This window comes from Duganella margarita (assembly GCF_009857535.1).
Lineage (GTDB): Bacteria > Pseudomonadota > Gammaproteobacteria > Burkholderiales > Burkholderiaceae_D > Rugamonas > Rugamonas margarita.
The window spans coordinates 1-24,242 of sequence record NZ_WWCS01000021.1 but is presented as its reverse complement, the minus strand read 5'-3'; the positions used below and the strand labels follow the sequence as shown (position 1 = coordinate 24,242).

Below are 24,242 nucleotides of genomic sequence, written 5' to 3'. Positions count from 1 at the left end.
GGATACCCGCAAGTTTATGCGGTTTTCGCTCTGTTTGGCAAACTTTGCAACCGATTTTTGCGGTTGGCTGTGCGGGTATCAAAAATGCGACGGAATTGGTGCCGTGGGCAGTGCCGTTTCGTCAACATTGCCCGTCATTTGGGGCCGCGCAGCGGGCTGGCCGAAGCGAATCACGATGGCGCTCAGGTTGTCGATATGGAGTTGCGGTGGCGGACTGGCGGCGTAGTCGTTGAACAGGGCGTCCAGCGCTAGTGCGGCGGACGGCTGCGCCATCAGCGCCGGCCAGCGGGCGATCCACGGCTGCGGATGGGCGCAGGACCAGAACCCGTCGGTGGCCAGCAGGTAGGTGGCGTCGGCGCGCACGGGCACGGCGCGGCGGTCGGCCAGGTGGCGCAGGAAGGGCGGCAGGTTGGACGCGTCCAGCGGCAGCAGGCCGTCGTCCAGGATTTGCGGATTGGTGAAGGCGTTGCCGAGAATGTACGCTTGCGCAATCTGCGCGCGGTGTTCGCCGTGCACTTGCTGCCACCATTCCTGCTCGTCCAGCAGGCCGTGCATGGCGAAGGAGGTGGCGGGGACGTGGTCCACCGTCAGCGGGTTGGCGCTTTGCGGCGTGATTTCGTACAGGCGCGAGTCGCCGGCGTGGTACAGCATCGGTTCGCGGCCGGGCGGTATTTCCAGCAGCGTGAGCGTGGTGCCCGGACGGCGGAAGGTGTCGTGGTCGTCCGGGCGCCTGAAATGGGCTTGCAGTTTGTGATGCAGTTGGTCGAGGTGCGCGCTGAGTTCTTCCAGCGTGGTGCAGGCGGGGATGCGCAGCAGGCCGGTGGCGACGGCTTCGGCGGCTTGCCGTCCGTGTCCGTGACCGCCCATGCCGTCGAGGACTGCGAGGCGCACGTGGCCTTGCGGCCAGTCGGGCAGCCGGGTGGTTTGCGCGCCTTGGTCGCGCAGCAGCACGGCGCGGCCGTCGGCGTCGATGAGCAGCAGGTTGTCCTGGTTCTCCGGCACTTGCAGCTTGCTGATGCTGGCGCTGCTGCGGGCGGCGACGTCCAGGGCGGGGCCGAAGTTCAGGTGGTCGGTGATACGTGTCATCGGTGCGGGCGCCGCAGCGCGGGATGCGAAAGGCCACAGCTTAGCCGAAAAAGTGGCGGCGGCGGTGGGTGGCGTGTGCGTCATTCGCCGCTCCGGCGCAGCCACAGGCTGCTGACCCAGCCGGTGTTTTCGCGGCCATTGACGCTGGCTTTGATTTGCCACCAGTCGCCATTGCGCATGCCGGTCGGCGTGGCCTCGGCGCCGGCCGGCACGATGGCGAGGCGGGCGGCGTGCACGCCAGGCGCGGCGCGCAGGTTCAGGTCGCGGTGGACGTGGAATGGGCGGCCTGCGGCAACGTTGCGCCAGCTTTCCGCTGCGCTGTCGTCGTCGGCGGCGGGCGCGGTTGCGGTGGCGGCGACCACCGGACTAGCTTGAGCGCTGCCCGCGCCGTGCGTGGCGTACAAAATCAGGCTGCCGAGGCTCCAGGCGCCGGCCACCATGATGAGCAGCGCGCGCGCGTTAGGCCGGCGCCACCAGGCGCGCGGCGTCAGGTACGCGGCCAGGAACAGCGTAACGATCAGGCCCGCAGCAAAGGCGGCAACGGCGTGGAGTGTGACGGCATCCATGATGGCTCAGGCGTCGAAACGCAGTACGTAGTGGCCTGCCACCAGATGATGACCATGCGGCAGTGGGTAGGGCGCATCGCCGATGCTGGCGACGAATTGCAGCTTGTCGTCGAGGTGATACAGCGTCTGCGTGGCGCTCTGGCGGGCGATGGTGTAGCCCCTGGTCGTGGCTTCGAAGGTGAAAGCGTTGCGCGACAGGCCAATCCGGTCCGCGCTGGCGCTGCCCGCGCCGTCTGCGCGCTTGAGGAAGCGCGGCGAGTCGAGCAGGCGCAAAGAGGCCAGCATCGGCGAGTTGCGGCCAAAGGTGAAGCGCGCGCCGCTTGCCACGCCGGCGCTGACTGGTTGGGCAAGGCAGACCACGGCGCGGTAGCGGTCCGCCATCTCCGGCGCGACAGCCATCAGGCGCAGTGCGCGCGTATCGACCGGGGCGAAGGTGGCGGGGGCTTCGACGCGTTGGCGGCCTTCTGATGTGCAGGCGTACAAATCGTCCGCAGCGTCGACCATCAGGCTGATGGCCGGTTGGCCGTCAGCCGAAAGGGCCAGCGACTGATTAAATGGCAGCTCAAGAGCTTGCGCGCCGGTGTCGCGGTAGCGGCTCAAGCGCGGCAAGGCTAACGCCACCAGGCTGACGCGCTGCTGCGATACCGGCGCATAAGTCGCGTCGCTTTCGCCAGCGCGGTTGGCCGGCTTGTGGCTGGCGACCGGTACGGCGGTCAGGTCGATGGCGCCAGCGCCGCTGCGCGCAACGATATTGATGCCAGCTGCGGCACGAACATTCACAGCGCGGGCTGGCGCGATGACGCCGGTGCCGCGTGGTGAGATGTCGCCGCCGGCCATCGCGTTGCTACCCGCGCCGGAGCGGCTTTGCCAGACCGCTGGATTGACTGCCGGCGTAGCGCTGCCTGTATCGCTTTGGTGGCGTGCTCGCAGCGGAAATGCCGAGGTGCGGGCAATCTTCACCAGCATCCTTGCCCCTTGCGGCTCGCGCAGCGATTTGACCGTGAAGTAGCCGCTGTGCGGATCGTAGCGGCAATCGAACGCCTCTTTGGGACGCATCTGCAGCACCGGCGGCGCGTCCGGGCCATCGTTAAGAATCAACAGCGCCGCATCAGGCCCAAACGGCCAGCCTTGCGCCACGGCGCTGGCTTCCGCGCCTTCGCCGCCGATCAATGCCAAACGCTGATTGGGGTACAGCGGACACACCGGATGCCAGATCGCGCTGTCCCGCGACATGCTGACGTTGTACAGAATCTTCTCATCCGGCGCCGGCAAATACACCGCATGCCCGAACTTGACCTCAATCTCGCCCGGCGCCAGCGATGCCGCGCCGACCACGTCATAGCGTACCTGGTCACTGCCCAGCAGATCGCCAAAATCCTTTTGATGCAGCGCCGCCAGCGTTTCGGCCAGATCGCGCGCCCGCGCGCCACGGGTCAGGTGGTAGTCATCGTCGACATCTTCCTGCGGCAGCACCAGCGTCACGTGCGAGAAGCAGCGGGTGGCGGCGCGGCCCTTGTGCTCGCGCGGGCTGCGCTCCAGCAGATCGCGCAGCAGCGGGCGGCGCGAGAACAGCGCCAGCCCCGGCGTCTGCCAGATTGCCTCGGCGTTGAATACGTCCGGAATGCGCCCCAGGACGGCGTGTTGAACATAGGTCGGCATGATTCAAACTCCTTCAGTAGATATCGCAACGAAGGTAAGCAGAGGGCAGAGGAAAAACAGCAGGTGGCTGCCGCCGGCCGACAGAAAACTCATCGGCTGCCCCATGATCGGAAAGATTGCCAGGTTGGTCCCCCACGACAGCAGGAAGTGCGCCAGCACGAAGGCGCCTCCGCCGCACAGGGCGAAATAGCGGAAGCGTCCCAGCCAGGCGTGGCGGAAGTGACGGGCTGCCGCGCCGCTGCGGTGGGCCTGCAGGGCCGCCAGCATAATCCCGGTCAGGAAGGCCGCCTGCACCGCCCACAGCAACAGTCCGCCCAGCAGGCCGTGGCGGTTGAGGAAGAAGGACGCCGCAAAATCGTCCTGCACGGCGGGGATTTGCACCGCGCTGCCGGCGGTCTGGCCCAGCGTGCGCAGGCCGAACCAGTGGTCGGCGCCCAGCCAGCCGCCGTCGCCGATGGCGCGGGCGCCCAGCAGCAGCTGTTGTCCGGTGTGCGGATGCTCGGCGGGATTGAGCCAGACCAGGAAGCGGTCGGCGTAGAAGCCCCAGCGGATCAGGTCATCCGTGCCGACCACGCGCAGGTAGACCACCGCGCCCACCGCCAGCAAGGCACCGCCGACCAGCACTGCGGCCAGCGGCCGGTTGCCGGCGGCGACGGCGTAGGCCAGGCCTATGCCGGTGCTCCAGACCAGCAGCAGGATCAGGGGTGAGAAGTCGTCCACCTGCACCAGCGCGAGGCCGAGCAGGGCGAGGAACAGCAAGGCGGGGCCGATCAGTTGCAGCCAGCGCGTGCCGTGGTCGGTCAGCCGCTGCGGGCCGCTGTGCCAGTGGAAGCGCAACGCCAGGCAGTGAGCGGTGAGGGCGGTCAGCGCCAGTTTCGCCAGTTCCACTGGTTGCAGGTCGAAGACTCCGGTTTCGTCGCCCCACAATACCTGGGCGGCCAGTGCGGCCAGCGCCACGGCAGCGAACAGGGCGAGTATCCATTCGATGGTGCGCTGTTGCAGGTGGATGCCGCGCGCCGCCTGGTGTTGTGCCCATAGGCGCAGCAGGCCGCCAAGACCGGCGCCGATGGCCAGCATGGCCGCGCTTTTCTGGTAGTAGCGCAGCCAGGACGATTCCGGCGCACCGAGGCCCAGTTCCAGTTGCGCCAGCAGGCCGGCGGCCAGCAGCACGGCGCCGGCGGCGGTGGCCAGCGTCAGGCGGCCGGGGAGGGCGATCCACAGCAGCAGCGCGCTGGCGGCCAGCAGCAATGAGCATGCTGCGCCAGGTGCATAGCCGGCGCGTTGGGCGATCAGCGCGATCAGTCCGAGCGCCAGCATGCCCGCCGCCGCCAGCAGGATGCTGCCGCCTGCCACTCTTTCCACCCTAGACGAGGCAGCTTGGCTTGCGCGATGCCCCCCGGCGCTCTCGGCCAGAGCGGCAGCGGGATGAGCGGAGCTTGCGCAGCGCGTGATGGCGCTAACGCCAATGCAGGCCAGGCACAGGGCGATGCCGGTACAGAGCGTGTCGGCGTGGCCGCCGCTCCAGAGTGCGCGCTGCTGCCATTGCCAGCTCACTTGCTCCTGTTGTTTAAGTTCAGGCTCGGCGAACAGCTTGACGTGGCGGCTTGGTTGCAGCTTCAGTTGGTTGCCGCTGGTGGTGATTTGCAAGCGCGTGTGGCCGACCATGATGGCGTTGACGCCCGCCAGGGATGCTTCCTGATTGCGCAAGTCCGTCTGCTTGCCGGCGCCGGTGACCAGCACCGCCGCGCGGTCGCCATCTGCATTGCCAGCCGATAGCTGCACGCGGCCGTTGATGCGGCTGATCTGCGCGGCGCCCGGCGTTACTTGCGCCAGGCCGAGACGATTGTCGCAATACAGATTGCCGCCAAAGGTGAGCGGACGGGCGATGGTCATTGGCATGATGCCGTTCCATGCCGCCAGCGCCTTCGAGGCGAGGCGCGATTCAGGACAATTGGCTTGCTGGCGGCCATCGCGGTACAGCGTGGCGCCGTCGTAGCGCCATTCGTGGCCGTCGCGCGTGAAGGTGACTTGGTCTGCATTGGCTGCGCGGATTTCAAAGACGGCGCCGTCAATCTGGACGCGTTGTAGATCCTGCATGGCGATACTGCCCATGCGTTGTTCGGCGCCGTCGCGCAGCAGTACCACGTGATTGCTGGCGCTGAGATTGCGCAACAGCCATCTGCCGCTGGCGTCGCGGCGCAGCGACAGATGATTGCGGTCGGTCTGCGGCGCTGCCAGCTCGCGCTGGCCGAGGGTGATGCTGTCGCCGGCCGGCAGGGTAACGTTGATTGCGGAGGGCAACCAGGCTGCGGGTGCGCGCAACAAGGCTAACGCCTGCAAGCCGCACAGGCTTGCCAGTATCGACAGCGTGATCGCCAGGCCGACGTTGCGGGTGGCAGCGCGCGCGGTGGCGTACAGCGTGGCATTCAGGACGCCAGCCAGGCGAGCGGCTGATGATTGGCGCGGCATCGGGCGGCGTGCGGCGCCGCCTACCGCTTGCGTGGTTAAGCGGCTGGCTGCTTGTGAGGGCGTCATCATGCCACCTGCAAGCTTTGCCAGCCATTGACGGCGGAAGGCCGTCGCATCGCCAGCACAGGATCAACCGTGTCGAATACGCCGCGCGCTGGCTTTACGCCCTGGATGGTATTGAGCATGCGGCTAATCTGGATCGCGTGGCGCGGGCGTTTGGCAGGATCGATTTGCAGCAAGGCGCGTAGCAGTTCCAGCGCCGCATCGCGCTTGTCGGCCGGGATGGCGGCGGCAAAGCGTTCCTCTTCGCCGGCGTGCAGCGCGGACGGAATCTCGCCGCCATGCATGCCGCGCAGCAGATTGGCGCCGGCAACGTGATGTTCGCGATACGCTTGCCCGCAGTCGCTGCAAAAGCGCAGCAGTATGCCGCTGGTGACCAGGAAGTAGAACAGCGCGCCCAGTGAAAAGTAATCGCTGCGCGGCCCGGTGGCGTAACCGCCACCATCGGCCGGGAAGAACTGTTCCGGCGCCTGCCAGTTGGCGGTGCCGGCATAGGAGTGCGCTTGCAGGCTGCCTAATTCGCGGTTGGTGCCAAAATCGGCCAGCTTGACGGTGTGGAGGTGCGGATCGAGCAGCACATTGGCCGGCTTCAGATCCAGATATCGCCAGCCGTATTGGTGGACTTTGGCCAGCGCCTGGTTGATCTGCGCGATCCAGCCCAAGGCTTGCGCCAGCGGGACGGTCTCGGCGCGGCTTTTGAGTGCGACCATGTGCTTACCCAGGTCGGAGCCCATCAGCTCCAGCGCCAGCACCGGCAGGCCGTCGTGCCAGCCGCTGTCCAGCAGCCGCACGATGTGCCGTTCGTCCCATGGCTCCAGCGACTGGAGGAAGGCGATTTCGTTATTGGCGCTGGTGGTCCAGCGCGTGCGCTGGGCGGGCAGGGCGCGCGCCATCTGTTCCTGGTTGATTAGCTTGATGGCGACGTCGCGCGTGGCCTGCGGCCCGCTGGCGCGCCAGATGATGCCGTAGGCCGATCCGCCGATCTGCTCGCGCAGCCGGTAGTGGCCCAGTTCCAAAGCGATGATTGCGTCTGCTGTTGTCATGTTTCCCCCCCGTCGCAGCAAACTAGCGGAGGGAATGAAAAAAGCCCCGACGCATCGGGGCTTTGTAGACTAAAGATTAACGATCCCAGCGATCGCGGTGACGGTGTTCCCAGCGCTCCTCACGGTATTCGCGATAGTATGGGCGGGCTGGTTCAACGTACACCACGCGTGGTGGCGGTTGGTAGTAGCGTGGAGGCGGTGCGTAGTACACCGGCGCTGGACGCTCGTAGTAGACCGGCGCAGGCTGCGAGTACACGCGGGTTTCGACATAGCCACGGCCGCCGCCGCGATAATAACGGTCATCGTTGGTGCGGATGCTGTTGCCCACCGCCGCGCCAAGCACGCCGCCGACGATGGCGCCATCGCGGCCACCGGTGCTATTGCCGATTGCAGCGCCTACCACAGCACCGGCCACCGTGTTGAAATCACGGTCGCCTGCGAAGGCCGACGACGATACTGCTGCAGTGGCCAGTAACGCTACACCCATCATTTTTTTGCTCAACATGGTAATTCCCCTTGCTGTGGCGCGGATCAGAATGATTCGTTAGCCAGTGAGTCCACTATACCTCTCCTAAATGTAATTTCCATGTCTTATACAGATGCTTACAAACGGGCCTCGGTGGTAATGGCTTGTAACATTTAGACAGATATGGAAAGACGGCGTGCTTCCCATTCGGGGCGCAGCAGGCTGAAAACCATCACATCCTGATAACGGCCATTGATAAAGAAGGCGTTACGCAGTGTGCCTTCCGGCTGGAAGCCGCATTTTTGTGCGACCCGCACCGAGGCCACGTTCTCCGGCGCCGACAGCAGTTCCAGCCGCTGGTACTGGTAGACGTTGAACAGATAATCGACCAGCAGCTGGCACGCTTCGGTGACATATCCGCGTCCGGACAGCTTGGTGTCGAACAGCCGGTAGCCGATTTCGCGCGTGGTCGGCGTGCGGCTCTTGAAGTGGGTGATGACGCCAATGATGTGATGCAGCGCGTCTTCGATGACAAACAGCTCGCTGTCTTCGGTGACGAAGTTATTCTGCATGAACTCCTTGCGCATGGTTTCCGGCGACTTGAAGTGCGTGGAAAAATAATCGCCGCGAGACGGCAGGTCGTTGACCAGCGCGATGAAGGTATTCAGGTCTGTGGTGAGCAGGTGGCGTACGGTGCAAAGTGAACCCTTGAGCATAGACGCTTTCTTCATGCAGTTGAACGTACATGGTAGAGCAAGCGCGATGGCAAATCAATATGAATGACAAGAGCGCCATGATGGGTTATTGTTTAAGACGATCTTGCTACCCAACCTTTACTACTACAGGAACCGCATGAAATCCGTCTTCCAGAAATCCCTGTCGCTGACCGTCCTGGCCAGCAGCCTGTTAAGCCTTGGCGCCAGCGCGGCACCTGCCAACGATCCGGCCACGCTGGGCCAGATCCGCGATAGCGCGATGAACAGCGACTGGGCCTACGAGCGCCTGGCCGACCTGACCGACCTGGTCGGCCCGCGCCTGTCCGGCTCCGTCGGCGCGCAGGCGGCGGTGGAACAGGTGGCGGCTGCGATGCGCAAGCTGGGCGCGAAAGTGACGCTGCAGCCGGTCAAGGTGCCGCATTGGGTGCGTGGGGAGGAAAAGGCGGAAGTGGTGGAATACGCCGGCCGTCCCAACGGCGTGACGCAAAAAGTGGTGCTGACCGCCCTGGGCGGCTCGGGCGCCACGCCGGCCGCCGGCCTGACGGCGCCGGTGATCGTGGTGCACAGCTTTGAGGAATTGAAGGCCAAGGGCGCGCAAGTCAAGGGCAGCATCGTGCTGTTCGACGTCGCCTTCGATCAGGAGATGGCTGATCGGGGCCAGGCTGGCCCTGCCTACGGCGCCGGTTCGCGCATCCGCACGCAAGGCCCGCGCCTGGCGGCGGAAATGGGCGCGGCGGCGGCGCTGGTGCGCTCGGTCGGCGGCGCTAATTATCGTATCGCCCACACCGGCGCCACGGGCCTGGTCGATGGCGCGCGCATTCCCGCTGCTGCCGTGACGGCGGAAGATGCGATGCTGATGAGCCGTTTGTCGGCACGCGGTCCGCTGAAACTGCACCTGACGCTGACGCCGCAAACGCTGCCGGATGCCGACAGCTTCAACGTCATCGCCGACTGGCCGGGCACCGATAAGGCCGACGAAGTGGTGATCGTCTCCGGTCACCTGGATTCCTGGGACCTGGCCACCGGCGCGCACGATGACGGCACCGGCGTGGCCGGCGCCATGGGCGTGATCGAAACGCTGAAAAAGCTCGACCTGCATCCGCGCCGCACCATCCGCGTGATCGCCTGGATGAACGAGGAAAACGGCACCCGTGGCGGCAAGGCCTACTTTGAAGCCAACAAGGACAAGCTGGATAAACACTTCGCCGCAATCGAATCGGACGAAGGCGGTGGCCGCCCGTTCGGCTTCATCGCCAGCGTCACGCCGCAGATGGTGAAGTATTTCGCGCCGCTGAAAACCGCGCTCGATCCAATCGGCGCGGGCGTGTTCCAGCGCCACGACCAGGCTGCCGGCGCCGACATCGGCCCGCTGGAGCGCGCCGGCGTGCCGTCGTTCCAGCCGCTGGTGGACGCCAGCTTCTACTTCAGCTACCACCACACGCCGGCCGATACGCTGGACAAGGTCAGCCCGCTGGAACTGAAGCGTCACGTGGCGGTCATGACCTCGCTCAGCTGGTTCCTCGCCAATATGGATGAGAACATCGGCCGCGTCGCCAAGACGGATTAATACGTGCGCCGGGCTTTGGCCCACCATGATAGCCTTCTGACTCAATACGGAGGCGATCATGGACAAGCTGCATTACAAAGGATGGGACATCATTCCGACCGCGCTGCCGACCAGCGACCAAAAATGGACGGCTAGTTGTGATCTGGCGCGTGTCAACGCGGACGGGGAACAGGTGTTTGAAGGCGCGACCATGCAGTTTGTTCGCGACATGAAGGAAGACGCCATCGCCGCCGCCTGCGACGAGGCGGTGATCCAGATCGATAACATTATCGCCAATCCGCTGGTGCGGATGGTCTGATGGCTTGATTACCAGCGCATGCGGCTTGTGATAATATAGCCACATGACTGTCCTGCTCCGATCCCTCGTCGTTTGGCTGATGCTGCTGGCGCTCCCATACCAGGGATATGCTTCTGCACAGATGCTGCTGTGCGTCGCGCCTGCGACGACTGACGGCGAGACGTCGATGGTCATGCCTGCGGGTCCGCATGACCATGCGGCGATGATGGCGGCGCAGGCCAAGGCCGAGCATCATCAACACGACGGTTCATCTTCCCATACCACCATGAAGTGCAGCGGTTCCGCATGCTGCGCGGCTGCGGCGCCGGCATTGGCGCTGGAAGTGGCCGAGCCGGCGCTGCCGTCGGCGGCGCGCGCGATTCCTTTCTATTCCGATTTCCTCCCTGCGGTCGACCTGGCCCACCCTGAACGTCCCCCTCAAGGCCTGCGCGCCTGATCACACGACAGCTCCGTCTGCGGGCTGGGTATTCCATAACGATTCTTGAGGTAAGAGGACATGACTTCTCTGTATAAACTCGTCGGCGGCGTGAGCTTGCTGGCGCTGCTGGGTGGCTGCGCATCGCTGTCCGGCGACGGCGGCTTTGGCGCCGCCGCCAGCGTGAGCGAGCAGCGCACCGGCGCGCCTGCCAGCGTGGCCGGCCGTCTGCCGCGCAATGAGGACGATGCGCGCGCGCTGGCCGCCGTCATCGGCAAAAAACTGCAACAGCCTTTGTCCGCCGACGATGCGGTGCAAGTCGCGCTGCTGAATAACCGCGCGCTGCAAGCCACTTACTGGTCACTGGGCGTGGCGGAGGCAGACCTGGTGCAGGCTGGCCGCTTGCAAAATCCGGTGCTGGACTTTAAACGCAGCCATGGCGGCGGTGAGGTCGGTATCGAACGCACACTGACTTTCAATCTGGTCGGACTGATTACCGCGCCCATGGCCAGCCGCATCGAAGGCCGGCGCTTTGAACAAACCAAACTGCTGGTGTCTAGCGAAGCGCTGAAAGTGGCCGCCGACACGCGCCGCGCCTGGGTTGACGCCGTGGCCGCGATGCAGATCGCCGACTACTCAAAACAGGTCGAAGCCTCGGCGCAGGCCAGCGCCGAACTGTCGGAGCGCATGCGCAAGGCTGGCAACTGGAGTGCGCTGGACATGGCGCGCGAACAGGCCTATCACGCGCAGACGGTGGCCGATGTCACGCATGGCCAAAAGGCTGCCGTGGCGGCGCGCGAGAAGCTGACGCGCTTACTGGGCCTGAGCGGCGAACAGGCGACCTCGTATCGTTTGCCCGATCATCTGCCTGACCTGCCTGCCGCGCCGCGCGAGCTGGCGGACGTGGAGCAGGCTGCGGTCGACGAGCGGCTGGATATCCAGGCCGCCAGGCTGGATACCGAGCAGACCGCATCCACGCTGGGCCTGACGCGCACCACGCGCTTCATCAATGTGCTGGACTTGGGCGCGGTGCGTAACACCGACGGCCCAGCCGCCACCCGCGGGTATGAGCTGACGCTGGAGATTCCGCTGTTCGACTGGGGCTCGGCGCGCGTCGCGCGGGCGGAAGCGACCTATATGCAGTCGGTCAATCAACTGGCGCAGGCGGCGATGCAGGCGCGCAGCGAGGCGCGCGAAAGTTATGCGGACTATCGCGCTTCGTATGACCTGGCGCGTCACTATCGCGACCGGGTGTTGCCGCTGCGGAAGCAGATTTCCGAACAAACCCTGTTGCGCTACAACGGCATGTTGATGAGCGTCTTCGAACTGTTGGCCGATGCGCGTGAACAGGCTACCGCCGTCAGCGGCTACATCGGCGCGCTGCGAGACTACTGGACCGCGCAAGCCAACCTGGAGGCCGCGCTGGGCGGCCGTCTGCCAACGAATAAAGGAGTGCAACCATGACCGACCGCAGATCTTTCTTGTCCGGCGCGGCGCTGATCGGCGCCGGCATGGTGACCAAGGCCGCAGTGGCGTCGCTGCCGGAAGCGCCGATGCAATCGACTGCCGCCACGCAGGCGCCATTGTCTCCACCGAATGGCCGGCCATACAACCCGGTCGTCACGCTGAATGGCTGGACGCTGCCGTGGCGGATGAAGGACGGCGTCAAGGAGTTCCATCTGGTGGCAGAGCCGGTGGTGCGCGAGATCGCGCCCGGCATGACGGCCAACCTATGGGGCTACAACGGCCAGAGTCCCGGTCCGACCATCGAGGTAGTGGAGGGCGACCGGGTGCGCATCTTCGTCACCAACAAGCTGCCGGAGCACACCAGCGTGCATTGGCATGGCCAGCGTCTGCCGAACGGCATGGATGGCGTGACCGGGTTAACGCAGCCTGGTATCGCGCCGGGGAAGACGTTTGTGTATGAATTTGTTGCCAGGCATGCGGGCACTTTCATGTATCACCCGCACGCGGACGAGATGGCGCAGATGGCGATGGGGATGATGGGCTTCTGGGTCACGCATCCGCGCGATCCGAAGCAGCATGCGGTGGACCGCGATTTTGTCTTCCTGCTCAATGCTTACGACATCGATCCGGGCAGCTACACGCCGAAAATCAATACCATGACCGACTTTAACCTGTGGACGTTCAACAGCCGCGCGTTTCCGGGCATCGATCCGATGGTGGTGCGCAAGGACGACCGGGTGCGCATCCGCGTCGGCAACCTGACCATGACCAACCATCCGGTGCATTTGCATGGCCACACGTTTGAGGTGACCGGCACCGATGGCGGCTGGGTGCGTCCGGCGGCGCGGTGGCCGGAGGTGACGACCGATATCGCAGTGGGCCAGATGCGGGCGATCGAGTTTATTGCCGACGAGCCGGGCGACTGGTCGTTCCACTGCCATAAATCGCATCACACCATGAACGCGATGGGGCATTCGGTGCCGACCATGATCGGCGTGGATCACAGCGGCGTGGCGGAGAAAATCAATAATCTGGTGCCGGGTTATATGGTCATGGGCGACAAGGGCGCGGCGATGGGCGGCATGCAAATGCCGCTGCCGGAGAACACGCTGCCGATGATGACTGGCGATGGTCCGTTCGGCGGCCTCGATATGGGCGGCATGTTCACGGTGGTGAAGGTGAGGGAAGGACTGGCGCGCAACGACTACAAGGACCCGGGCTGGTACAAGCATCCACCAGGCACCGTGGCGCGCGAGTGGACCGGCGAACTGCCCCCCGCGCCGCGCGCACCCGGCGCGCCAGCGGCCAAACCGTCAGAGGCGATGGACGTCAAGCGGGATGGGGATATGCATCACCATCACTAGGCTATAGTCCTGAGGTATGGATTAGAGACTGCTATTTGAGATTTGATCCATTTCAGCGGATTTGTTAGTATCGAAGGCTCTATGAAGCCATCTCGCTACCCTGAACAACTCCTGCTGCTGCCGTATATTGGTAAGTGGACCTTGCTGGCCGGCCTGATTGCGGTGCTAAGCGGCACCGCGTCGGCCGGTTTTCTGTTTGCACTGGACTACGCGACGCATTGGCGTGAAACCCATCTCTGGATTATCTGGCTGCTGCCGCTGGCCGGTTTCGCGGTCGGCTGGATCTACCTCAAGGTGGGCGCCAGCGTAGAAGGCGGCAACAACCTGCTGCTCGACCAAATCCACGATCCCCAAAAAGTCGTCCCGCTGCGCATGGCGCCGCTGGTATTGATCGGGACCGTGGTGTCGCACCTGTTCGGCGCTTCGGTCGGGCGTGAAGGCACGGCGGTGCAGATGGGCGGCAGCCTGGCCGACCAACTGACGCCGATCTTCCGCCTGCGTCACAGCGAGCGGCGCATCATTCTGATGGCCGGCATCAGCGCGGGATTCGCCTCGGTGTTCGGCACGCCGCTGGCCGGCGCCATCTTCGGGCTGGAAGTGCTGGCGATCGGTCGCCTGCGCTACGACGCCATCTTCCCTTGCATGCTCGCCGCCATCGTCGCCGACCAGGTGGGCATGGCCTGGGGCGTGCATCACACACATTACGCAATGAACGCCATGGCGCCGATCGGCATCTGGAGCGTCCTTGCGGTGATGGCGGCGGGGGTGGTGTTTGGACTGGTGGGCATGGCCTTCGCCAAATCCACGCACGCCGCATCGGGCTTCATGAAGCGGCATATCGGTTATGCGCCGCTGCGACCGATGATTGGCGGCGCGGTGGTGGCGCTGGCGGTTTGGTGGCTGGGCACGCGCTACATCGGCCTTGGCATTCCGGTGATTGTCGAAGCGTTCCAGCAACCGGTGGCGCCGTGGGATTTTCTGGGTAAATTTGCGTTCACGGTGGCGTCGCTGGGCAGCGGATTCAAAGGCGGCGAGGTGACGCCGTTGTTCTACATCGGCGCGACGCTGGGCAATGCGATGGCGCCGCTGTTGCATCTGCCGTTTGCGCTGCTGGCGGGACTGGGCTTCGTTGCGGTGTTCGCCGGCGCCGCCAACACGCCGTTGGCGTGCACCATCATGGCGATCGAATTATTCGGCCCGCAGATCGGACCTTACGCGGCGTTGGCTTGCGTGGTGGCGTATCTGTTCTCCGGTCATGCCGGCATTTACCGCTCACAACGCGTTGGCTTGATCAAGCACCGCCTGCCGCCGGTGGCGCGCGACCGCCAGCCGCCGTCACCGTAGACGTTCGATCAGATGCTGCGCGTCCAACGGTGCGCGCACCTTGATGTCGTTATCGAAGTAGCAGTAGATATCCCTGCTGGCACGGCGTGGTGGTGGCTGGTCCGAAATGCGTTTGGCGTCAGCCGGCTCGCTGCCCGCCGCCCATGCCCGGATGCGGGCGGCCCAGTAGTCCAGGGCGTCGTCGTCGTAGCCGCTGGCGTACAGTTCTTCCGCGCCGTGCAGACGCAGGTACATGAAATCGGCCGTCACGTCTTCGTAGTCGGGCCATTTGCCGGCGGTATCGGCCACCACCAGTGCCACCTTGTATTTGCGCAGCAGCGCCACGAAGGCAGGATCGTTGAAGCTCTCGTGGCGGATCTCCAGCGCGTGGCGCAGGCGGTGGTTGGCGCCGATATCGAGCGCCGCGCGGCCGTTCATGCGCGGCTCGTGCTGGCGCGCCAGCGTTTGCGCCTGGCGCAGATCGTGCGGCAGCAGCTGGAAGAAGTGTTCCAGCCGGGCGGCATCGAAGCGGAAGTTGGGCGGCAGCTGCCACAGGAAGGGGCCGAGTTTTTCGCGTAGATTGAGCACGCCGGACGCCATCACGTTCGCCAGCGCCGGCCCGACGCCGTCGCCCAGTCGCAGGATGTGCGTGAGATAGCGATTGCCCTTGTGGCTGAAGATAAAGCCGGGCGGGGTGGCGTCGTACCATGCGGCGTAGCTGGCTGGCCGCTGCAGCGAATAGAACGAGCCATTGAGTTCGATGGTCGGCAGCGCCCGCGACGCGAATTCCAGCTCGCGTGCCTGCGCCAAACCCGGCGGATAGAAGACGCCGCGCCAGGGCCGGTAACGCCAGCCGGAGATGCCGATGCAGATCTTGCCCATGACGGGACTATAGCCCAATCCGCGACGGGCCGCGACACGGTAGGCTGCGCTGCGGGACGATCATTAGTTGTCTGGCAGTTATGCAGAGTTCATGTCATAATATTGCGCTGTGTAAGCTCCGATGGTGAAATTGGTAGACACTGCAGACTTAAAATCTGCCGCCGCAAGGCGTGCCGGTTCGATTCCGGCTCGGAGCACCACTGCAAACATCAGCATTTCCAAGTTAGCAGGCACTATTTTTACAAGGTCTACTTTTCCGCAAATTTAGACTTGTTCCGCAAAATCCTTTTTTCCGATGTCGTTATTTGGTCGGCGTGACCAATTTCCCGCGTCGGTGCCGGACATAGTGCGCGGTCATCGCGCTGGTAGTGTGCCCCAGCTGATCCTGCGCCGCAGCCATGCCTTGGGACTCCTCCTTGTCGGTTGCCGCCTTCGCCCGAAGGTCTCGGAACTGAAAATTCTTGATGTCCTCTGCCAGATTTGGATGCTTTTCTGTGGCTGCCGCCCGTGCGCGGTCGAACGCCCCGCGGAGCATGAATGCCGTCATGCGCTCGCCTTTCTCGTTGCAAATTAGGGCGATGCCGGTGACCTTGCGGCGATTGATCCGCTCAACCACGTCAGCCAGCTGGCCGGTGATGGAGATGCGCAGTCGCTTCCCGGTCTTGTTCTGCTCCACCGGTAGATGCCCATCCTTCAGGTCTGCGCGATTGAAATCCAGCAGATCGCCCTTTCGTTGAGCTGAAAGGTAGGCGATGTCCATTGCATCTCGCAGACCCTGTTCGGCCGCCTCCCACACCACCGAATAGATTTTGTCATCGATGTAGATCTTGCGGCCGTCCTCCTTGAATCCCTTGATGCCGGCGCATGGATTCGTCAGCTTTGTGTAACCCTTGTTCCTGGCGAAGTTCCAGATGTGAGAGAAGAGTGCCTTTTCCCGGTTGGCCGTTACCTGGCCCTCCTTGCCGGTGAACTTCATTGGTGTAGCACCGCGCGCCAGCCGCGCCGCATTTTCTTCCTGACGGCGCTGTACAGTGGTTTTCCAGCGCCAGTCCAGATACTGCCTGACGTGGACCGGCTCTATCTCGTCGAGTGGCGCAGCGGCGTCGAAGAATTTGTACAGGTTCGCCAGCTCGTCGAGGTTGTTTTTCTGCGTTCCGATGCCCTTGGTCGGTACGATTTCGCTCATGTACATTTCTGCAACATATCCGAATGTGATGCGCGCGTTGGCAGGAATATTTTTGGTCTGCTTCTCTGCCCATTTTTGGACCGCGATGACATAGTCCTTCCCGAGCGGAATCTCGACGCGCGGCTTACCTCCCATATCCAAGAAGTAGTATGTTCCGCTCGATCGACGGCGTGCGCGCATGCCTTGCGGCAGGTTTTTGTTTGCTGTAGGGGTTCGCCCCATGTTGCTCATCCTGAATTAAGTACCTTCGGCGACCACTTTTTCGGCGGTGGCGCAGCCTTTCCGGCCGGGCCGCCCTCGACCGCAGTTCGCGCCACGATGGGATGGCCTGTGCCATTTACGAAAAATGGTACGCCCATTTGCCGCAGCGCCTCGATCTGGCGCGACTTCGACTTGCGGCCGGTCAGCACCGCGATATCGTCCGGCGTGAGAAATGTGCTTGGGGTAGATTGCAATTCCTCCAGCTTCCGCAGGAGATTTTCGATTTCTTTGGTGTCGTTCATGTTCATGGCGGAGTCTCCTCGGCCAACGCTTCAATGGCGCGCCGCGCCAGCCGGTTTCCGTTCACCATGCCGCCAGCGCAGTGCGTCAGCTCGCGTAGCAGCACCGTCGCCGCGCTCGGCGGCAGGGCGGCGGCCGGCACCTTCAGCCAGAACACCTCGCACTCCAGGCGCGCCACGCGCTCGCGCAGCGCCGCATTCTCCTTGGCCTGGCCGGCCAGCTCCTTCACCAGCCGCTCGCGCGGCCAGGTGGTCAGCATCTCATTCAGACTCACGCAGCACCGCCTTTCTCGCCCTGCTGCGCGGCCATGGCGGCGTATACTGCTGCTGATGGTGTATCACCGTAGCCAGTTGCCATTGGTTTTTCAGATTCACCGTAGATGTGCGCGTGGAAGCCGCCATCGTATTCTGGCGTAATGCCGATACGATTCTCGATCATGGCTATTTCTAATTTTCTAGCTTGATATATTTCAATCTGTGCTACTCCCCATTCGGCCGCCAACCTATCAGCATTCGCGTTGGATTTTTGCCGCGCCGCATCGCGCTCGCTGTCCTGCATCCCCACCCGCATCGCATCGTTGATGGCTTGATTGGCTACGTCAACGTGTACGGTTTCCGGCTGGCTGGCGGCGCGCTGGGCACGTTCCTGCCAAGTGGCGTGCGCAGCGTTTTGGGTGCGCAGATCATGATCGGCTTTTTGGCCGCTGCTTTCCCACCATTCAAGAAAGTTTGCATTTTCCTGCTGCTCGCGCGTTAATCTGCCCACCACCTGGCGCAGCGCATCACCCTGCGCGGTGGATGGCTGGGCGTCGCGGTTTGCAGAGGCTACCGCTTCTACGACAAAGCGCCCTGTATCGCCGTGCACGCGCACCTCATGCGTGCCGTACTGGTCGATAATTTGCAGTCGCACATCGCTTCCTGCGAAGTGAAAAAGCTCAGTCTTCGCATGAATCTTGCCCGGCTCGGTGCGCTTCGCATCCACTGGCGCTGCACCTGCTGGGGGCCTTGTCGTGGCAATTACCAGCTTGGCCTTAAGGCGCGCGTTATCGTCTCGCGCTTCGTCCAGCAAGGATTGCAGGACAGCTACACTCCGATCCACGTCAGCGGCTACTGGCGCGGCGGCTGGCTGGCCTTTGCGCATCGAAATTAGGAACGACTCAACGCGCTCCATGGTGGCATCAAGCTCTGCCTCACGCTCGTTGTTCCACGCGCGGGCAGCATCCTGTAGCAGCACCAGCATGGCTTCGCTACCCGGCACCGCCACTGCTGGCACGCTGGCTACTGGCGCGGGCTGGCGGGCGGCGAGGATGGCGCATGCTTGCCACGCTTCCCAAAGAGCAGGGATTGGATGAATAAAATAATCGCCGTCAGAATTTCTTCCAAGGTTATCAGTTTGACGCCATGTGGCTATTCGTGAATTGCTGTCACGGTAGAATTTTTCAAACGCCTCCCGCTCATCGCTCGGCGCCGCTTGCGCATGCTGCTGTGGGGCGGTGATCGCGGATGTCTCGGCTGGATCGAGCGGCGTACGATTGTCCCAGCCGGTCTTGCCGAGTTCACGCAACTGCTGGCCGATCAGCCAGTACTCCATCAGCCAGTGCTCCTCGCTCGGCGGCTTGTTGCGATCTTCGCGGCCGAACTGGATAGCGCCGTCAATCGCGAAACGGGTATTGCTTTCGGCCATCGACTCAGGCGTCTCCTTTGGCATCGCGAGCACTGGCGCCGATTCGCGGCCGGCCGGCAGCACGGTCAGCACCGCGTCCGCCAATCGGTCAATCTCGCGACTATCGCACCAGTCCGGTTGCTCGGCGCCGGCGGCGATCTCGTCACTGATGGCTTGGCCGATCAGGTCGCGCAGGCTATCGTGCAGCGGCGCTGCTTCAGTTTTGTCGTTCACGTTGCCTCCTCAATAATCGTTATCTCACATGGCCGCACCGGCTCGGCACTGCCTTCCAGGTAGACCACCATTTCAGCATCGCCCTTGTGGTGGCAGAAGCCGGCGATGAACTTCTTGACGCCGGCATGGCGGATCGGGCGGCACAGCTGCTTGCAGCGCACGATCAGGCGGTCATGCTTGTCAGCCCGGTCCTGCGCCGTTTCGACTGGCGCTGCGTCGCGGGCGCTCATGACAGCAGCCAGTACACGTTAGCCAGCCCGGCAGCCAGGTAGAGCAGGGCGATAATCTGGAACGCGCGGCGCCGGCAGTGCGGGTCGCTGGCTATTGGGGCTTGCAGGTCTTCGTTCATTGCTGAATCTCCAGGCTCTTGACGCAAACGGGTTGAAAGGTGCCGCGTACCAGCACGCCGCCGGCCGCTTCGCACTCGCTGTTGAGGCGCCACAGCCAGGCGACTATGACCACCACCACGGCTGCCACCAGGTAGCGGATCATGGACTACCTCCGTGCAGTGGCGCGGCGCGCACGCTCGTACAGCTATTCATCGGCGGCCTCATACGAACGGTGGCAGCCATTGCATTGATAGACATCTGGCTGACCTTCAGGGTGGTGGAATACATTGGCGCCGCACTCGCAGCGGAAGCGCCGTCCGGCAACGCGCAGCATGATGTCGCCGCAGGGTTTAATGCGATTCGATGGCCAATCATCACCGCCGGCGGTCTTCGGCTCCTTGTGATCGGTGGTCATGGCTGCTCCCGTTTCAAGACGCTGGCGGCCAGCTTGCTGGACCAGATGGCGGCCCGGCTGCGGTCTTCCACGCGGTGGATCACCCGGCCCTTGCCGAGCGCCTGGGCGGCGGCGAAGATGCGCCACATGGGCTCGTAGATTTCCTGAATGGACCGGCTGCGGGCCTGATTTCTGAGACTACGATTGCGGTTCAGCGCGCAGGTCTCCATCAGGCGCACCAGCATCTTGATCTTCCGCTTGATGCGGCGTTTGGCGGCGCTCATGCTACCTCCAAGTCATCAAAATTCGGCACGCGGCCAGTAAGGTCTTCAGCGAAATACACCGGCATACCCAAGCGCGATGCAATATCTACTTCCAGGCTTGCGCCGCGCGAATTGGCCCAGTTCGGCAAGGTGGCGACGCCGTCGCACTTCATCAGCTCCGTGATGTCGCGCCGCATGCATGCACACCAGTGCTGCTGGTACTGCTCCGCCGTCATGGCTGCGCACGCCACCACCTCGTCGGCGCCGCCGTTGATCTCGGCCGGATTGACGACGTCGTAGCCCAGCGCGCGCAGGCGGGCGGCTTCCGCGTTGAACAGCGGGAAGTTGAGGTTGGCGATGCCGGACATCGGGCCGGCCAGGTAGATGCGGCTCATGCTGCACCGCCTTGCGCCAACACCTCGCGGTAGCCGCTCGACAGCATCGGGCCGACAACGCTACCTTCCATCGCCTCCAGCAGGTGCGCCGCCCGGTTATAGCCGATGCGCAGGTGGCGCTGGATCAGCGATATCGACGCACGCTGGTTGGTGCGCACTACGGTGACAGCCTGCTCGTACAGCGGGTCGCTGGCGCTGCCGTCGCCGGCCGGTATATCAGCGCTGGCGCCGAGCTCCACGGTCTTGCCGCCGAACGTAATGGTGGCGGTGGCGCCATCCTTGACGAGGCTATTTTTCAGCCGTCGCGCGGCGGCCAATGCGCTACCGTCATCGCCGACCACGCGCTGCTGACGCACCGGCTCGTCGCCTTTTGCCGGCGCTTTCGGCGCTGCGGCAGGGATGTCGTCCATGCGCGCCTCGCCGCCCAGCGCCTCGACCAGGTCGGCCATCAGCTTGGCAAGCTCGCCGGCCATCAGCGCGAAGTCGCCGTCGAAGCGTTCGTCGTCGTTGCGGATCGAGCCGCGCGAGTCTTCCGTCAGCACGTCCAGCATCTTCACCGACTTGACGGCCAGGCTTTCGTCCAGCACGAAGCTGATCTTGCTTTCCCACGTCATGGCCAGGCGCGTGCACTGCTTACCGGCGGCGATGTGTTTGCGGACGTCGTCCGGATCGAGCGAGTGATGCTTGAATGCGACTTGCGCCTTGCTCTCGCCGGTGGCGCGCAGCGTGGCGTCCTGGTCGACCGTGAAGCCGGCCGGCGCCTCGTCGGTTTGCAGCCATTCGGTCATCACGCCCACCGGTGAGCGCTGCACGCGCAGGCTTTCCAGCGGCATGCGGTCCACCGCCTTCAGCAGCAGCTTGATCACGTTGTCCGCCTTCGACGGGCTGGCCGCGTCGATCACCAGCCAACCATTTTTCGGATCGATCCAGGCGAGTGTGGTGCTGGCGATCGAGAACGCGCGCGGCAGCAGCTCGTCGGCGACGCGCTCCTTCAGTTCCTTCATCGCCTTCTTGCCGGGCGCGAAGCCCTGCGCCTCTTCCATCTCGGCGGCGCGCGCCTTGGTCACCTGGTTGATGACGGTGGACGGTAGCAGCTTCTTCTCGCTCTGCAGCTTGATCAGGTACTGGCCGTTCACGACATGCACCAGCTGGTCGGCGGCGCGCGGCGGCGCCCAGCCTTCGCGCAGCAGCTCGTTGCTGCTGGCGGGCGTGAAGGTGTTCACGGACAGAGCGCTGGCCAGCGCTTCGGCGGTCATGGGCCAGTTGCGAGGTAGTCGGTAAATTTGTGCGTTCTTGAACATGGCGGTCCTTAAGCGAAATCTTCGTCGTACACTACGGCGACGTCGCCGTGGATCTGGGCAGTGGTGCCCTTGCGGCACACGCTGTGGTACAGCTTCGTGGCCACCTCATTCACCGGCAATTTCTTACTGATGCCCAGGTCATCGACCAACATTACACGCCCGTCGCGCAGGTTCACGGTGTCCAGCGTTTCCGCGTTGATGGCGCTTTCAATCCCGGCAATGGTGGCGCGACCGGTGATCACTTCTTCGGCGCCGCCGACGCGAATGATCTTGTTGCGAATTTGTTCCATATCCATCCTTCAGCGGTCGAACCGCAGTAGCTCGTCAACGACTGCATTTAAATCGTCACGCGAGTAGTTCTTCAAAATTCGCTGCAGCACCACGTCAATGGTTTTGCTGTACAGCGCCTCAAATTCAATTTCGTCCATCTGGGCGAAGCTGATGCTCTTCGCCTCTAGGCGTACCTCGCTTCGGATGTTCACCGTCGACTCGTAGAAGCCGGCGAGGATGATCAGATCCTTGCGGAAGCGCTCCTTGTTCTTCGCCACCGGGATGCCCTTGTAGGTGAGGCCGCCGCGCGGCTCCCACTGCTCAAAAGCAAAGTCCAGCAGCGCGAAGTACTTCTTGTGAAACTTGTAGTTCCTGACCCGCTTAAAATCGGCGTGGGTCAGCTCGCCGGCTTTCATTTTCTGGATGAAGGCCGCCGCAGCCTCGTCGTGTGGCACGAGGATGTTGGAGACCTTCATCAGCACGATGTCGGTCAAGGCGGTGTCTCCAGCTTGATTGCCACAGCCTGGAACAGCAGCGCCGCCACCGCGCGCGTCTCGTCCAGCGTGAGGCCCTTGATCGTGACCAGTTCACCGTTCGGGCGCTGCACCACCGCGCCGAGGGTGCCTTCGTCGTCCAGCTGACCGACTTCAACCAGGGTGCCGGCGACGATCATGGCGGTGCTCCAGCTGCGGTTTCTTCTGGTTCAAGCCAGTAGCCTGGGCAGCCGCCACCCTTGCCAAAGTCGAAGCCTTTACAACCCTTGCCAGCGTTCGGGCATGGGTTGGCGCACTCGTTGCTCACCGGGATCGTCTCGCGACCGGCCGCGAGGTCATCGTGCAAAGCGTCGATGGCCTGCAACCTGGTCAGCGAATTTCCGTTGTCGTCCGTGAAGTACGACTTGGCGCCGCGCCGTTGACCGAGGTCGCGCAGCGCGCCGCGCACCGACAGGCACATGCTTACGCGGCGCGTGCCGAATTTGCGCTCTTCGCTCATGGCGCAACCGCCTCGGTCGCTGCTGCCGCCGACGGCACGCCCATGTTCACGTACGGGTGCTTTTCCTTGTGCGGCTGCACGTGCGCCAGGAAGTGCTTGCCGACGGACTCGGCGCTGGCGAAGGCGGCGTATTCGGCCGAAGTGAATGCTTGGTAGTGATATACGTTGCCGGGCCCTCCTTTATGGAAGAACTGGACCGCCAACACCTCGGTGACGGGGCAGTGGCCGATTGCCATAATTTTGCTGCTTTTGACAGGCGTCAGCGGGATGCCTGCATGGGGGAGGGGAGTTTGCATTTTGTTTCCTTTTATGAAATTAGGTTGAAAACTTCCGGTTTTGATGTAGCGCTCTCGCAGCGTGCTAGGCCTGATGGCGAGCTCCTGACCCCATTGTGAGTAGGTCTGGCTGCGCCCATCGATGCTCACAAAAACGTTATTGCGCTTGTTGTTGTTCTGCTCTGTACGCGAGGACCACTTGCAATTATCTGGCGCGTAGCCATCATTACTTCGTATTCGGTCCAGCGACTTGCCATGTGGTCTGTCGCCCATGTCGGCATAAAAATTCTCAAACGATTTCCAGCGATCACAGACCTTGATTCCCCTGCCGCCGTAGTTCGGGTAAGAGATGTTCGACTTGGTGGTGCATCGTTGCCACATAGCGCGCCAAGATTTGTACGCGCCGGTGTTGCACATGCCATGCGTCGTCTGTATCTCAGTGATTGATTCGCTGTGCAGGCAACCGCAAGACTGCGTGCGACCATTCCGCAAGTACACTGACCGGACCACGGTTTCCTCTCCACAGACGCAAGAACAGACCCAATAGGCAGATGTATTCGATGCCGATGGCTTGGGATTTTGGCCGCGCCTTACTACAGTCAGCCGACCAAAAACCCTGCCCACCATTTCAATCAGCGCAACCATTTGCTACTCCGAGTGCTCGGTGCGCACGACGTCGAGGTGACGCTGGATGGCTGCGCAGATGCGAGGGAAGTCACCCTCGTGATACAACTTGGCTGCCTTCTCGGTTGCCGCCGGCGCGAAGCCGAGCGTCAGCAGGCCGTCGGCACTGATTGCCAGCGGTGCGATGCGCTCGTTGATTTGGCCCAGGCGCAGCGTCGGTGCGGCGCGCTCGATCTCGACCGGAGCGACGTCCGCGAACAGGCCGCCAGCCACCAAGTCGGTTGCGAGATCGGCCAAGCGGCCTTGATCAGCGAGCGCGGCGGCGCGGCCGTCCGCTTCGGGTGCAGGCGCTGCAGCAGCATCGGCGGCCACGTTCGCGGCAGCCGCATTGGCGGCGCGCAGGTCGGCGGCGGACAGTGCGCGGCGCGCCACCT

30 protein-coding genes, 1 tRNA gene and 2 pseudogenes are annotated in these 24,242 nt (G+C 63.5%); 7 read left to right on the top strand and 26 right to left on the bottom strand.

Annotated features, from left to right (window positions below):
• Window positions 1–78 precede the first annotated feature (78 nt).
• The 7 genes from GTP55_RS24300 to GTP55_RS24270 form a co-directional block, all read right to left on the bottom strand.
• Window positions 79–1,086 carry a PP2C family protein-serine/threonine phosphatase gene (locus tag GTP55_RS24300; RefSeq protein ID WP_161047380.1) on the bottom strand — a complete coding sequence of 336 codons (1,008 nt, stop codon included), beginning with the start codon at window positions 1,084–1,086 and terminating at the stop codon, window positions 79–81.
• 80 nt (window positions 1,087–1,166) lie between these two features.
• Complete coding sequence (locus tag GTP55_RS24295) at window positions 1,167–1,652, bottom strand: SH3 domain-containing protein (protein ID WP_161047379.1); 486 nt, start codon at window positions 1,650–1,652, stop codon at window positions 1,167–1,169.
• Window positions 1,653–1,658: 6 nt separating this feature from the next.
• Window positions 1,659–3,311 (bottom strand): hypothetical protein, encoded by a 1,653-nt coding sequence (locus tag GTP55_RS24290; protein WP_161047378.1) that lies wholly within the window; start codon window positions 3,309–3,311, stop codon window positions 1,659–1,661.
• Between the two features lie 3 nt (window positions 3,312–3,314).
• Window positions 3,315–5,849: an FtsW/RodA/SpoVE family cell cycle protein gene (locus GTP55_RS24285; RefSeq protein ID WP_229258144.1), complete on the bottom strand. Its 2,535-nt coding sequence runs from the start codon at window positions 5,847–5,849 to the stop codon at window positions 3,315–3,317.
• Window positions 5,846–6,883, bottom strand: coding sequence for a serine/threonine-protein kinase (locus GTP55_RS24280; RefSeq protein WP_161047377.1), 1,038 nt, complete (start codon window positions 6,881–6,883; stop codon window positions 5,846–5,848). Before GTP55_RS24280 ends, GTP55_RS24285 begins: the two co-directional genes overlap by 4 nt.
• Window positions 6,884–6,959: 76 nt before the next feature.
• Window positions 6,960–7,388: a glycine zipper domain-containing protein gene (locus GTP55_RS24275; RefSeq protein ID WP_161047376.1), complete on the bottom strand. Its 429-nt coding sequence runs from the start codon at window positions 7,386–7,388 to the stop codon at window positions 6,960–6,962.
• A 134-nt stretch (window positions 7,389–7,522) separates the two neighbouring features.
• Window positions 7,523–8,080, bottom strand: coding sequence for a GNAT family N-acetyltransferase (locus GTP55_RS24270; protein WP_229258143.1), 558 nt, complete (start codon window positions 8,078–8,080; stop codon window positions 7,523–7,525).
• Window positions 8,081–8,201: 121 nt separating this feature from the next.
• On the opposite strand from GTP55_RS24270, the gene GTP55_RS24265 reads away from it, so the two are divergent.
• The 6 genes from GTP55_RS24265 to GTP55_RS24240 all read left to right on the top strand — a co-directional run bounded on the left by GTP55_RS24265 (window position 8,202) and on the right by GTP55_RS24240 (window position 14,520).
• On the top strand, window positions 8,202–9,632 hold the full coding sequence (locus GTP55_RS24265) for a M20/M25/M40 family metallo-hydrolase (protein WP_161047375.1): 1,431 nt from the start codon (window positions 8,202–8,204) through the stop codon (window positions 9,630–9,632).
• 58 nt (window positions 9,633–9,690) lie between these two features.
• On the top strand, window positions 9,691–9,930 hold the full coding sequence (locus GTP55_RS24260) for a hypothetical protein (protein WP_161047374.1): 240 nt from the start codon (window positions 9,691–9,693) through the stop codon (window positions 9,928–9,930).
• A 166-nt stretch (window positions 9,931–10,096) separates the two neighbouring features.
• Window positions 10,097–10,366 carry a hypothetical protein gene (locus GTP55_RS24255; protein ID WP_161047373.1) on the top strand — a complete coding sequence of 90 codons (270 nt, stop codon included), beginning with the start codon at window positions 10,097–10,099 and terminating at the stop codon, window positions 10,364–10,366.
• A 60-nt stretch (window positions 10,367–10,426) separates the two neighbouring features.
• A complete protein-coding gene (locus tag GTP55_RS24250; protein WP_202423853.1) occupies window positions 10,427–11,809 on the top strand; it encodes a TolC family protein in 1,383 nt (460 codons plus the stop codon).
• A complete protein-coding gene (locus GTP55_RS24245; protein WP_161047372.1) occupies window positions 11,806–13,176 on the top strand; it encodes a multicopper oxidase family protein in 1,371 nt (456 codons plus the stop codon). Before GTP55_RS24250 ends, GTP55_RS24245 begins: the two co-directional genes overlap by 4 nt.
• 81 nt (window positions 13,177–13,257) lie before the next feature.
• A complete protein-coding gene (locus GTP55_RS24240) occupies window positions 13,258–14,520 on the top strand; it encodes a voltage-gated chloride channel family protein (RefSeq protein WP_161047371.1) in 1,263 nt (420 codons plus the stop codon).
• Here the strand turns inward: GTP55_RS24240 and GTP55_RS24235 are convergent.
• Window positions 14,512–15,381, bottom strand: a complete 870-nt coding sequence (locus GTP55_RS24235; protein WP_161047370.1) for a DUF72 domain-containing protein — start codon at window positions 15,379–15,381, stop codon at window positions 14,512–14,514. The two genes, GTP55_RS24240 and GTP55_RS24235, sit on opposite strands and share 9 nt — an antisense overlap.
• Before the next feature lie 115 nt (window positions 15,382–15,496).
• Here GTP55_RS24235 and GTP55_RS24230 point away from each other — a divergent pair.
• A tRNA-Leu gene (locus tag GTP55_RS24230) sits at window positions 15,497–15,581 on the top strand.
• A gap of 101 nt (window positions 15,582–15,682) precedes the next feature.
• On the opposite strand, the gene GTP55_RS24225 is transcribed toward GTP55_RS24230, so the two are convergent.
• The 18 genes and pseudogenes from GTP55_RS24225 to GTP55_RS29650 all read right to left on the bottom strand — a co-directional run.
• Window positions 15,683–16,789, bottom strand: a complete 1,107-nt coding sequence (locus GTP55_RS24225) for a tyrosine-type recombinase/integrase (RefSeq protein ID WP_161047369.1) — start codon at window positions 16,787–16,789, stop codon at window positions 15,683–15,685.
• Window positions 16,790–16,794: 5 nt separating this feature from the next.
• A complete protein-coding gene (locus GTP55_RS24220; RefSeq protein WP_229258142.1) occupies window positions 16,795–17,076 on the bottom strand; it encodes a DUF4224 domain-containing protein in 282 nt (93 codons plus the stop codon).
• A complete protein-coding gene (locus GTP55_RS24215) occupies window positions 17,073–17,342 on the bottom strand; it encodes a hypothetical protein (RefSeq protein ID WP_161047368.1) in 270 nt (89 codons plus the stop codon). The genes GTP55_RS24220 and GTP55_RS24215 overlap by 4 nt, the downstream gene beginning before the upstream one ends.
• The gene (locus tag GTP55_RS24210; RefSeq protein ID WP_161047367.1) at window positions 17,339–18,964 is read right to left on the bottom strand and encodes a hypothetical protein; all 1,626 of its coding nucleotides are present in this window, start codon (window positions 18,962–18,964) and stop codon (window positions 17,339–17,341) included. The genes GTP55_RS24215 and GTP55_RS24210 overlap by 4 nt, the downstream gene beginning before the upstream one ends.
• The gene (locus GTP55_RS24205) at window positions 18,961–19,194 is read right to left on the bottom strand and encodes a hypothetical protein (RefSeq protein ID WP_161047366.1); all 234 of its coding nucleotides are present in this window, start codon (window positions 19,192–19,194) and stop codon (window positions 18,961–18,963) included. The genes GTP55_RS24210 and GTP55_RS24205 overlap by 4 nt, the downstream gene beginning before the upstream one ends.
• Window positions 19,191–19,313: a hypothetical protein gene (locus GTP55_RS30110; RefSeq protein WP_267876873.1), complete on the bottom strand. Its 123-nt coding sequence runs from the start codon at window positions 19,311–19,313 to the stop codon at window positions 19,191–19,193. The genes GTP55_RS24205 and GTP55_RS30110 overlap by 4 nt, the downstream gene beginning before the upstream one ends.
• The gene (locus GTP55_RS24200) at window positions 19,310–19,456 is read right to left on the bottom strand and encodes a hypothetical protein (protein ID WP_161047365.1); all 147 of its coding nucleotides are present in this window, start codon (window positions 19,454–19,456) and stop codon (window positions 19,310–19,312) included. The genes GTP55_RS30110 and GTP55_RS24200 overlap by 4 nt, the downstream gene beginning before the upstream one ends.
• Window positions 19,457–19,498: 42 nt before the next feature.
• Window positions 19,499–19,708: a hypothetical protein gene (locus GTP55_RS24195; RefSeq protein WP_161047364.1), complete on the bottom strand. Its 210-nt coding sequence runs from the start codon at window positions 19,706–19,708 to the stop codon at window positions 19,499–19,501.
• Window positions 19,705–19,971 carry a hypothetical protein gene (locus GTP55_RS24190; protein ID WP_161047363.1) on the bottom strand — a complete coding sequence of 89 codons (267 nt, stop codon included), beginning with the start codon at window positions 19,969–19,971 and terminating at the stop codon, window positions 19,705–19,707. Before GTP55_RS24190 ends, GTP55_RS24195 begins: the two co-directional genes overlap by 4 nt.
• Window positions 19,968–20,345, bottom strand: a complete 378-nt coding sequence (locus tag GTP55_RS24185; RefSeq protein WP_161047362.1) for a DUF4406 domain-containing protein — start codon at window positions 20,343–20,345, stop codon at window positions 19,968–19,970. The genes GTP55_RS24190 and GTP55_RS24185 overlap by 4 nt, the downstream gene beginning before the upstream one ends.
• Complete coding sequence (locus tag GTP55_RS29945; protein WP_229258152.1) at window positions 20,342–20,755, bottom strand: DNA translocase FtsK; 414 nt, start codon at window positions 20,753–20,755, stop codon at window positions 20,342–20,344. The genes GTP55_RS24185 and GTP55_RS29945 overlap by 4 nt, the downstream gene beginning before the upstream one ends.
• Window positions 20,756–21,646, bottom strand: a pseudogene (locus tag GTP55_RS24180) (recombination-associated protein RdgC); the annotation flags it as partial.
• Between the two features lie 8 nt (window positions 21,647–21,654).
• Window positions 21,655–21,936, bottom strand: coding sequence for a hypothetical protein (locus GTP55_RS24175; RefSeq protein WP_161047361.1), 282 nt, complete (start codon window positions 21,934–21,936; stop codon window positions 21,655–21,657).
• 9 nt (window positions 21,937–21,945) lie between these two features.
• On the bottom strand, window positions 21,946–22,410 hold the full coding sequence (locus GTP55_RS24170) for a DUF1367 family protein (protein WP_202423852.1): 465 nt from the start codon (window positions 22,408–22,410) through the stop codon (window positions 21,946–21,948).
• The gene (locus tag GTP55_RS24165; protein ID WP_161047360.1) at window positions 22,407–22,589 is read right to left on the bottom strand and encodes a hypothetical protein; all 183 of its coding nucleotides are present in this window, start codon (window positions 22,587–22,589) and stop codon (window positions 22,407–22,409) included. The genes GTP55_RS24170 and GTP55_RS24165 overlap by 4 nt, the downstream gene beginning before the upstream one ends.
• Window positions 22,586–22,909, bottom strand: a complete 324-nt coding sequence (locus tag GTP55_RS24160; RefSeq protein ID WP_161047359.1) for a hypothetical protein — start codon at window positions 22,907–22,909, stop codon at window positions 22,586–22,588. The genes GTP55_RS24165 and GTP55_RS24160 overlap by 4 nt, the downstream gene beginning before the upstream one ends.
• The gene (locus GTP55_RS29940) at window positions 22,906–23,829 is read right to left on the bottom strand and encodes a KTSC domain-containing protein (RefSeq protein WP_229258141.1); all 924 of its coding nucleotides are present in this window, start codon (window positions 23,827–23,829) and stop codon (window positions 22,906–22,908) included. The genes GTP55_RS24160 and GTP55_RS29940 overlap by 4 nt, the downstream gene beginning before the upstream one ends.
• A gap of 3 nt (window positions 23,830–23,832) precedes the next feature.
• Window positions 23,833–24,242 (bottom strand): annotated as a pseudogene (locus GTP55_RS29650) (YqaJ viral recombinase family protein); the annotation flags it as partial.

Excerpts from the sequence above, each read along its gene's own strand:
- GTP55_RS24260 (WP_161047374.1), top strand. The coding sequence starts at position 9,691 with ATGGACAAGCTGCATTACAAAGGATGGGACATCATTCCGACCGCGCTG.
- GTP55_RS24295 (WP_161047379.1), bottom strand. The coding sequence starts at position 1,652 with ATGGATGCCGTCACACTCCACGCCGTTGCCGCCTTTGCTGCGGGCCTG.
- GTP55_RS24270 (WP_229258143.1), bottom strand. The coding sequence starts at position 8,080 with ATGAAGAAAGCGTCTATGCTCAAGGGTTCACTTTGCACCGTACGCCAC.
- GTP55_RS29940 (WP_229258141.1), bottom strand. The coding sequence starts at position 23,829 with ATGGTTGCGCTGATTGAAATGGTGGGCAGGGTTTTTGGTCGGCTGACT.
- GTP55_RS24250 (WP_202423853.1), top strand. The coding sequence starts at position 10,427 with ATGACTTCTCTGTATAAACTCGTCGGCGGCGTGAGCTTGCTGGCGCTG.
- GTP55_RS24200 (WP_161047365.1), bottom strand. The coding sequence starts at position 19,456 with ATGATCCGCTACCTGGTGGCAGCCGTGGTGGTGGTCATAGTCGCCTGG.
- GTP55_RS24255 (WP_161047373.1), top strand. The coding sequence starts at position 10,097 with ATGGTCATGCCTGCGGGTCCGCATGACCATGCGGCGATGATGGCGGCG.
- GTP55_RS24245 (WP_161047372.1), top strand. The coding sequence starts at position 11,806 with ATGACCGACCGCAGATCTTTCTTGTCCGGCGCGGCGCTGATCGGCGCC.
- GTP55_RS24175 (WP_161047361.1), bottom strand. The coding sequence starts at position 21,936 with ATGGAACAAATTCGCAACAAGATCATTCGCGTCGGCGGCGCCGAAGAA.
- GTP55_RS24265 (WP_161047375.1), top strand. The coding sequence starts at position 8,202 with ATGAAATCCGTCTTCCAGAAATCCCTGTCGCTGACCGTCCTGGCCAGC.
- GTP55_RS24190 (WP_161047363.1), bottom strand. The coding sequence starts at position 19,971 with ATGAGCGCCGCCAAACGCCGCATCAAGCGGAAGATCAAGATGCTGGTG.
- GTP55_RS24300 (WP_161047380.1), bottom strand. The coding sequence starts at position 1,086 with ATGACACGTATCACCGACCACCTGAACTTCGGCCCCGCCCTGGACGTC.
- GTP55_RS29945 (WP_229258152.1), bottom strand. The coding sequence starts at position 20,755 with ATGGACGACATCCCTGCCGCAGCGCCGAAAGCGCCGGCAAAAGGCGAC.
- GTP55_RS24240 (WP_161047371.1), top strand. The coding sequence starts at position 13,258 with ATGAAGCCATCTCGCTACCCTGAACAACTCCTGCTGCTGCCGTATATT.
- GTP55_RS24185 (WP_161047362.1), bottom strand. The coding sequence starts at position 20,345 with ATGAGCCGCATCTACCTGGCCGGCCCGATGTCCGGCATCGCCAACCTC.
- GTP55_RS24280 (WP_161047377.1), bottom strand. The coding sequence starts at position 6,883 with ATGACAACAGCAGACGCAATCATCGCTTTGGAACTGGGCCACTACCGG.
- GTP55_RS24205 (WP_161047366.1), bottom strand. The coding sequence starts at position 19,194 with ATGAGCGCCCGCGACGCAGCGCCAGTCGAAACGGCGCAGGACCGGGCT.
- GTP55_RS24160 (WP_161047359.1), bottom strand. The coding sequence starts at position 22,909 with ATGAGCGAAGAGCGCAAATTCGGCACGCGCCGCGTAAGCATGTGCCTG.
- GTP55_RS24285 (WP_229258144.1), bottom strand. The coding sequence starts at position 5,849 with ATGATGACGCCCTCACAAGCAGCCAGCCGCTTAACCACGCAAGCGGTA.
- GTP55_RS24275 (WP_161047376.1), bottom strand. The coding sequence starts at position 7,388 with ATGTTGAGCAAAAAAATGATGGGTGTAGCGTTACTGGCCACTGCAGCA.
- GTP55_RS24290 (WP_161047378.1), bottom strand. The coding sequence starts at position 3,311 with ATGCCGACCTATGTTCAACACGCCGTCCTGGGGCGCATTCCGGACGTA.
- GTP55_RS24220 (WP_229258142.1), bottom strand. The coding sequence starts at position 17,076 with ATGAACATGAACGACACCAAAGAAATCGAAAATCTCCTGCGGAAGCTG.
- GTP55_RS30110 (WP_267876873.1), bottom strand. The coding sequence starts at position 19,313 with ATGAACGAAGACCTGCAAGCCCCAATAGCCAGCGACCCGCACTGCCGG.
- GTP55_RS24165 (WP_161047360.1), bottom strand. The coding sequence starts at position 22,589 with ATGATCGTCGCCGGCACCCTGGTTGAAGTCGGTCAGCTGGACGACGAA.
- GTP55_RS24235 (WP_161047370.1), bottom strand. The coding sequence starts at position 15,381 with ATGGGCAAGATCTGCATCGGCATCTCCGGCTGGCGTTACCGGCCCTGG.
- GTP55_RS24225 (WP_161047369.1), bottom strand. The coding sequence starts at position 16,789 with ATGGGGCGAACCCCTACAGCAAACAAAAACCTGCCGCAAGGCATGCGC.
- GTP55_RS24195 (WP_161047364.1), bottom strand. The coding sequence starts at position 19,708 with ATGACCACCGATCACAAGGAGCCGAAGACCGCCGGCGGTGATGATTGG.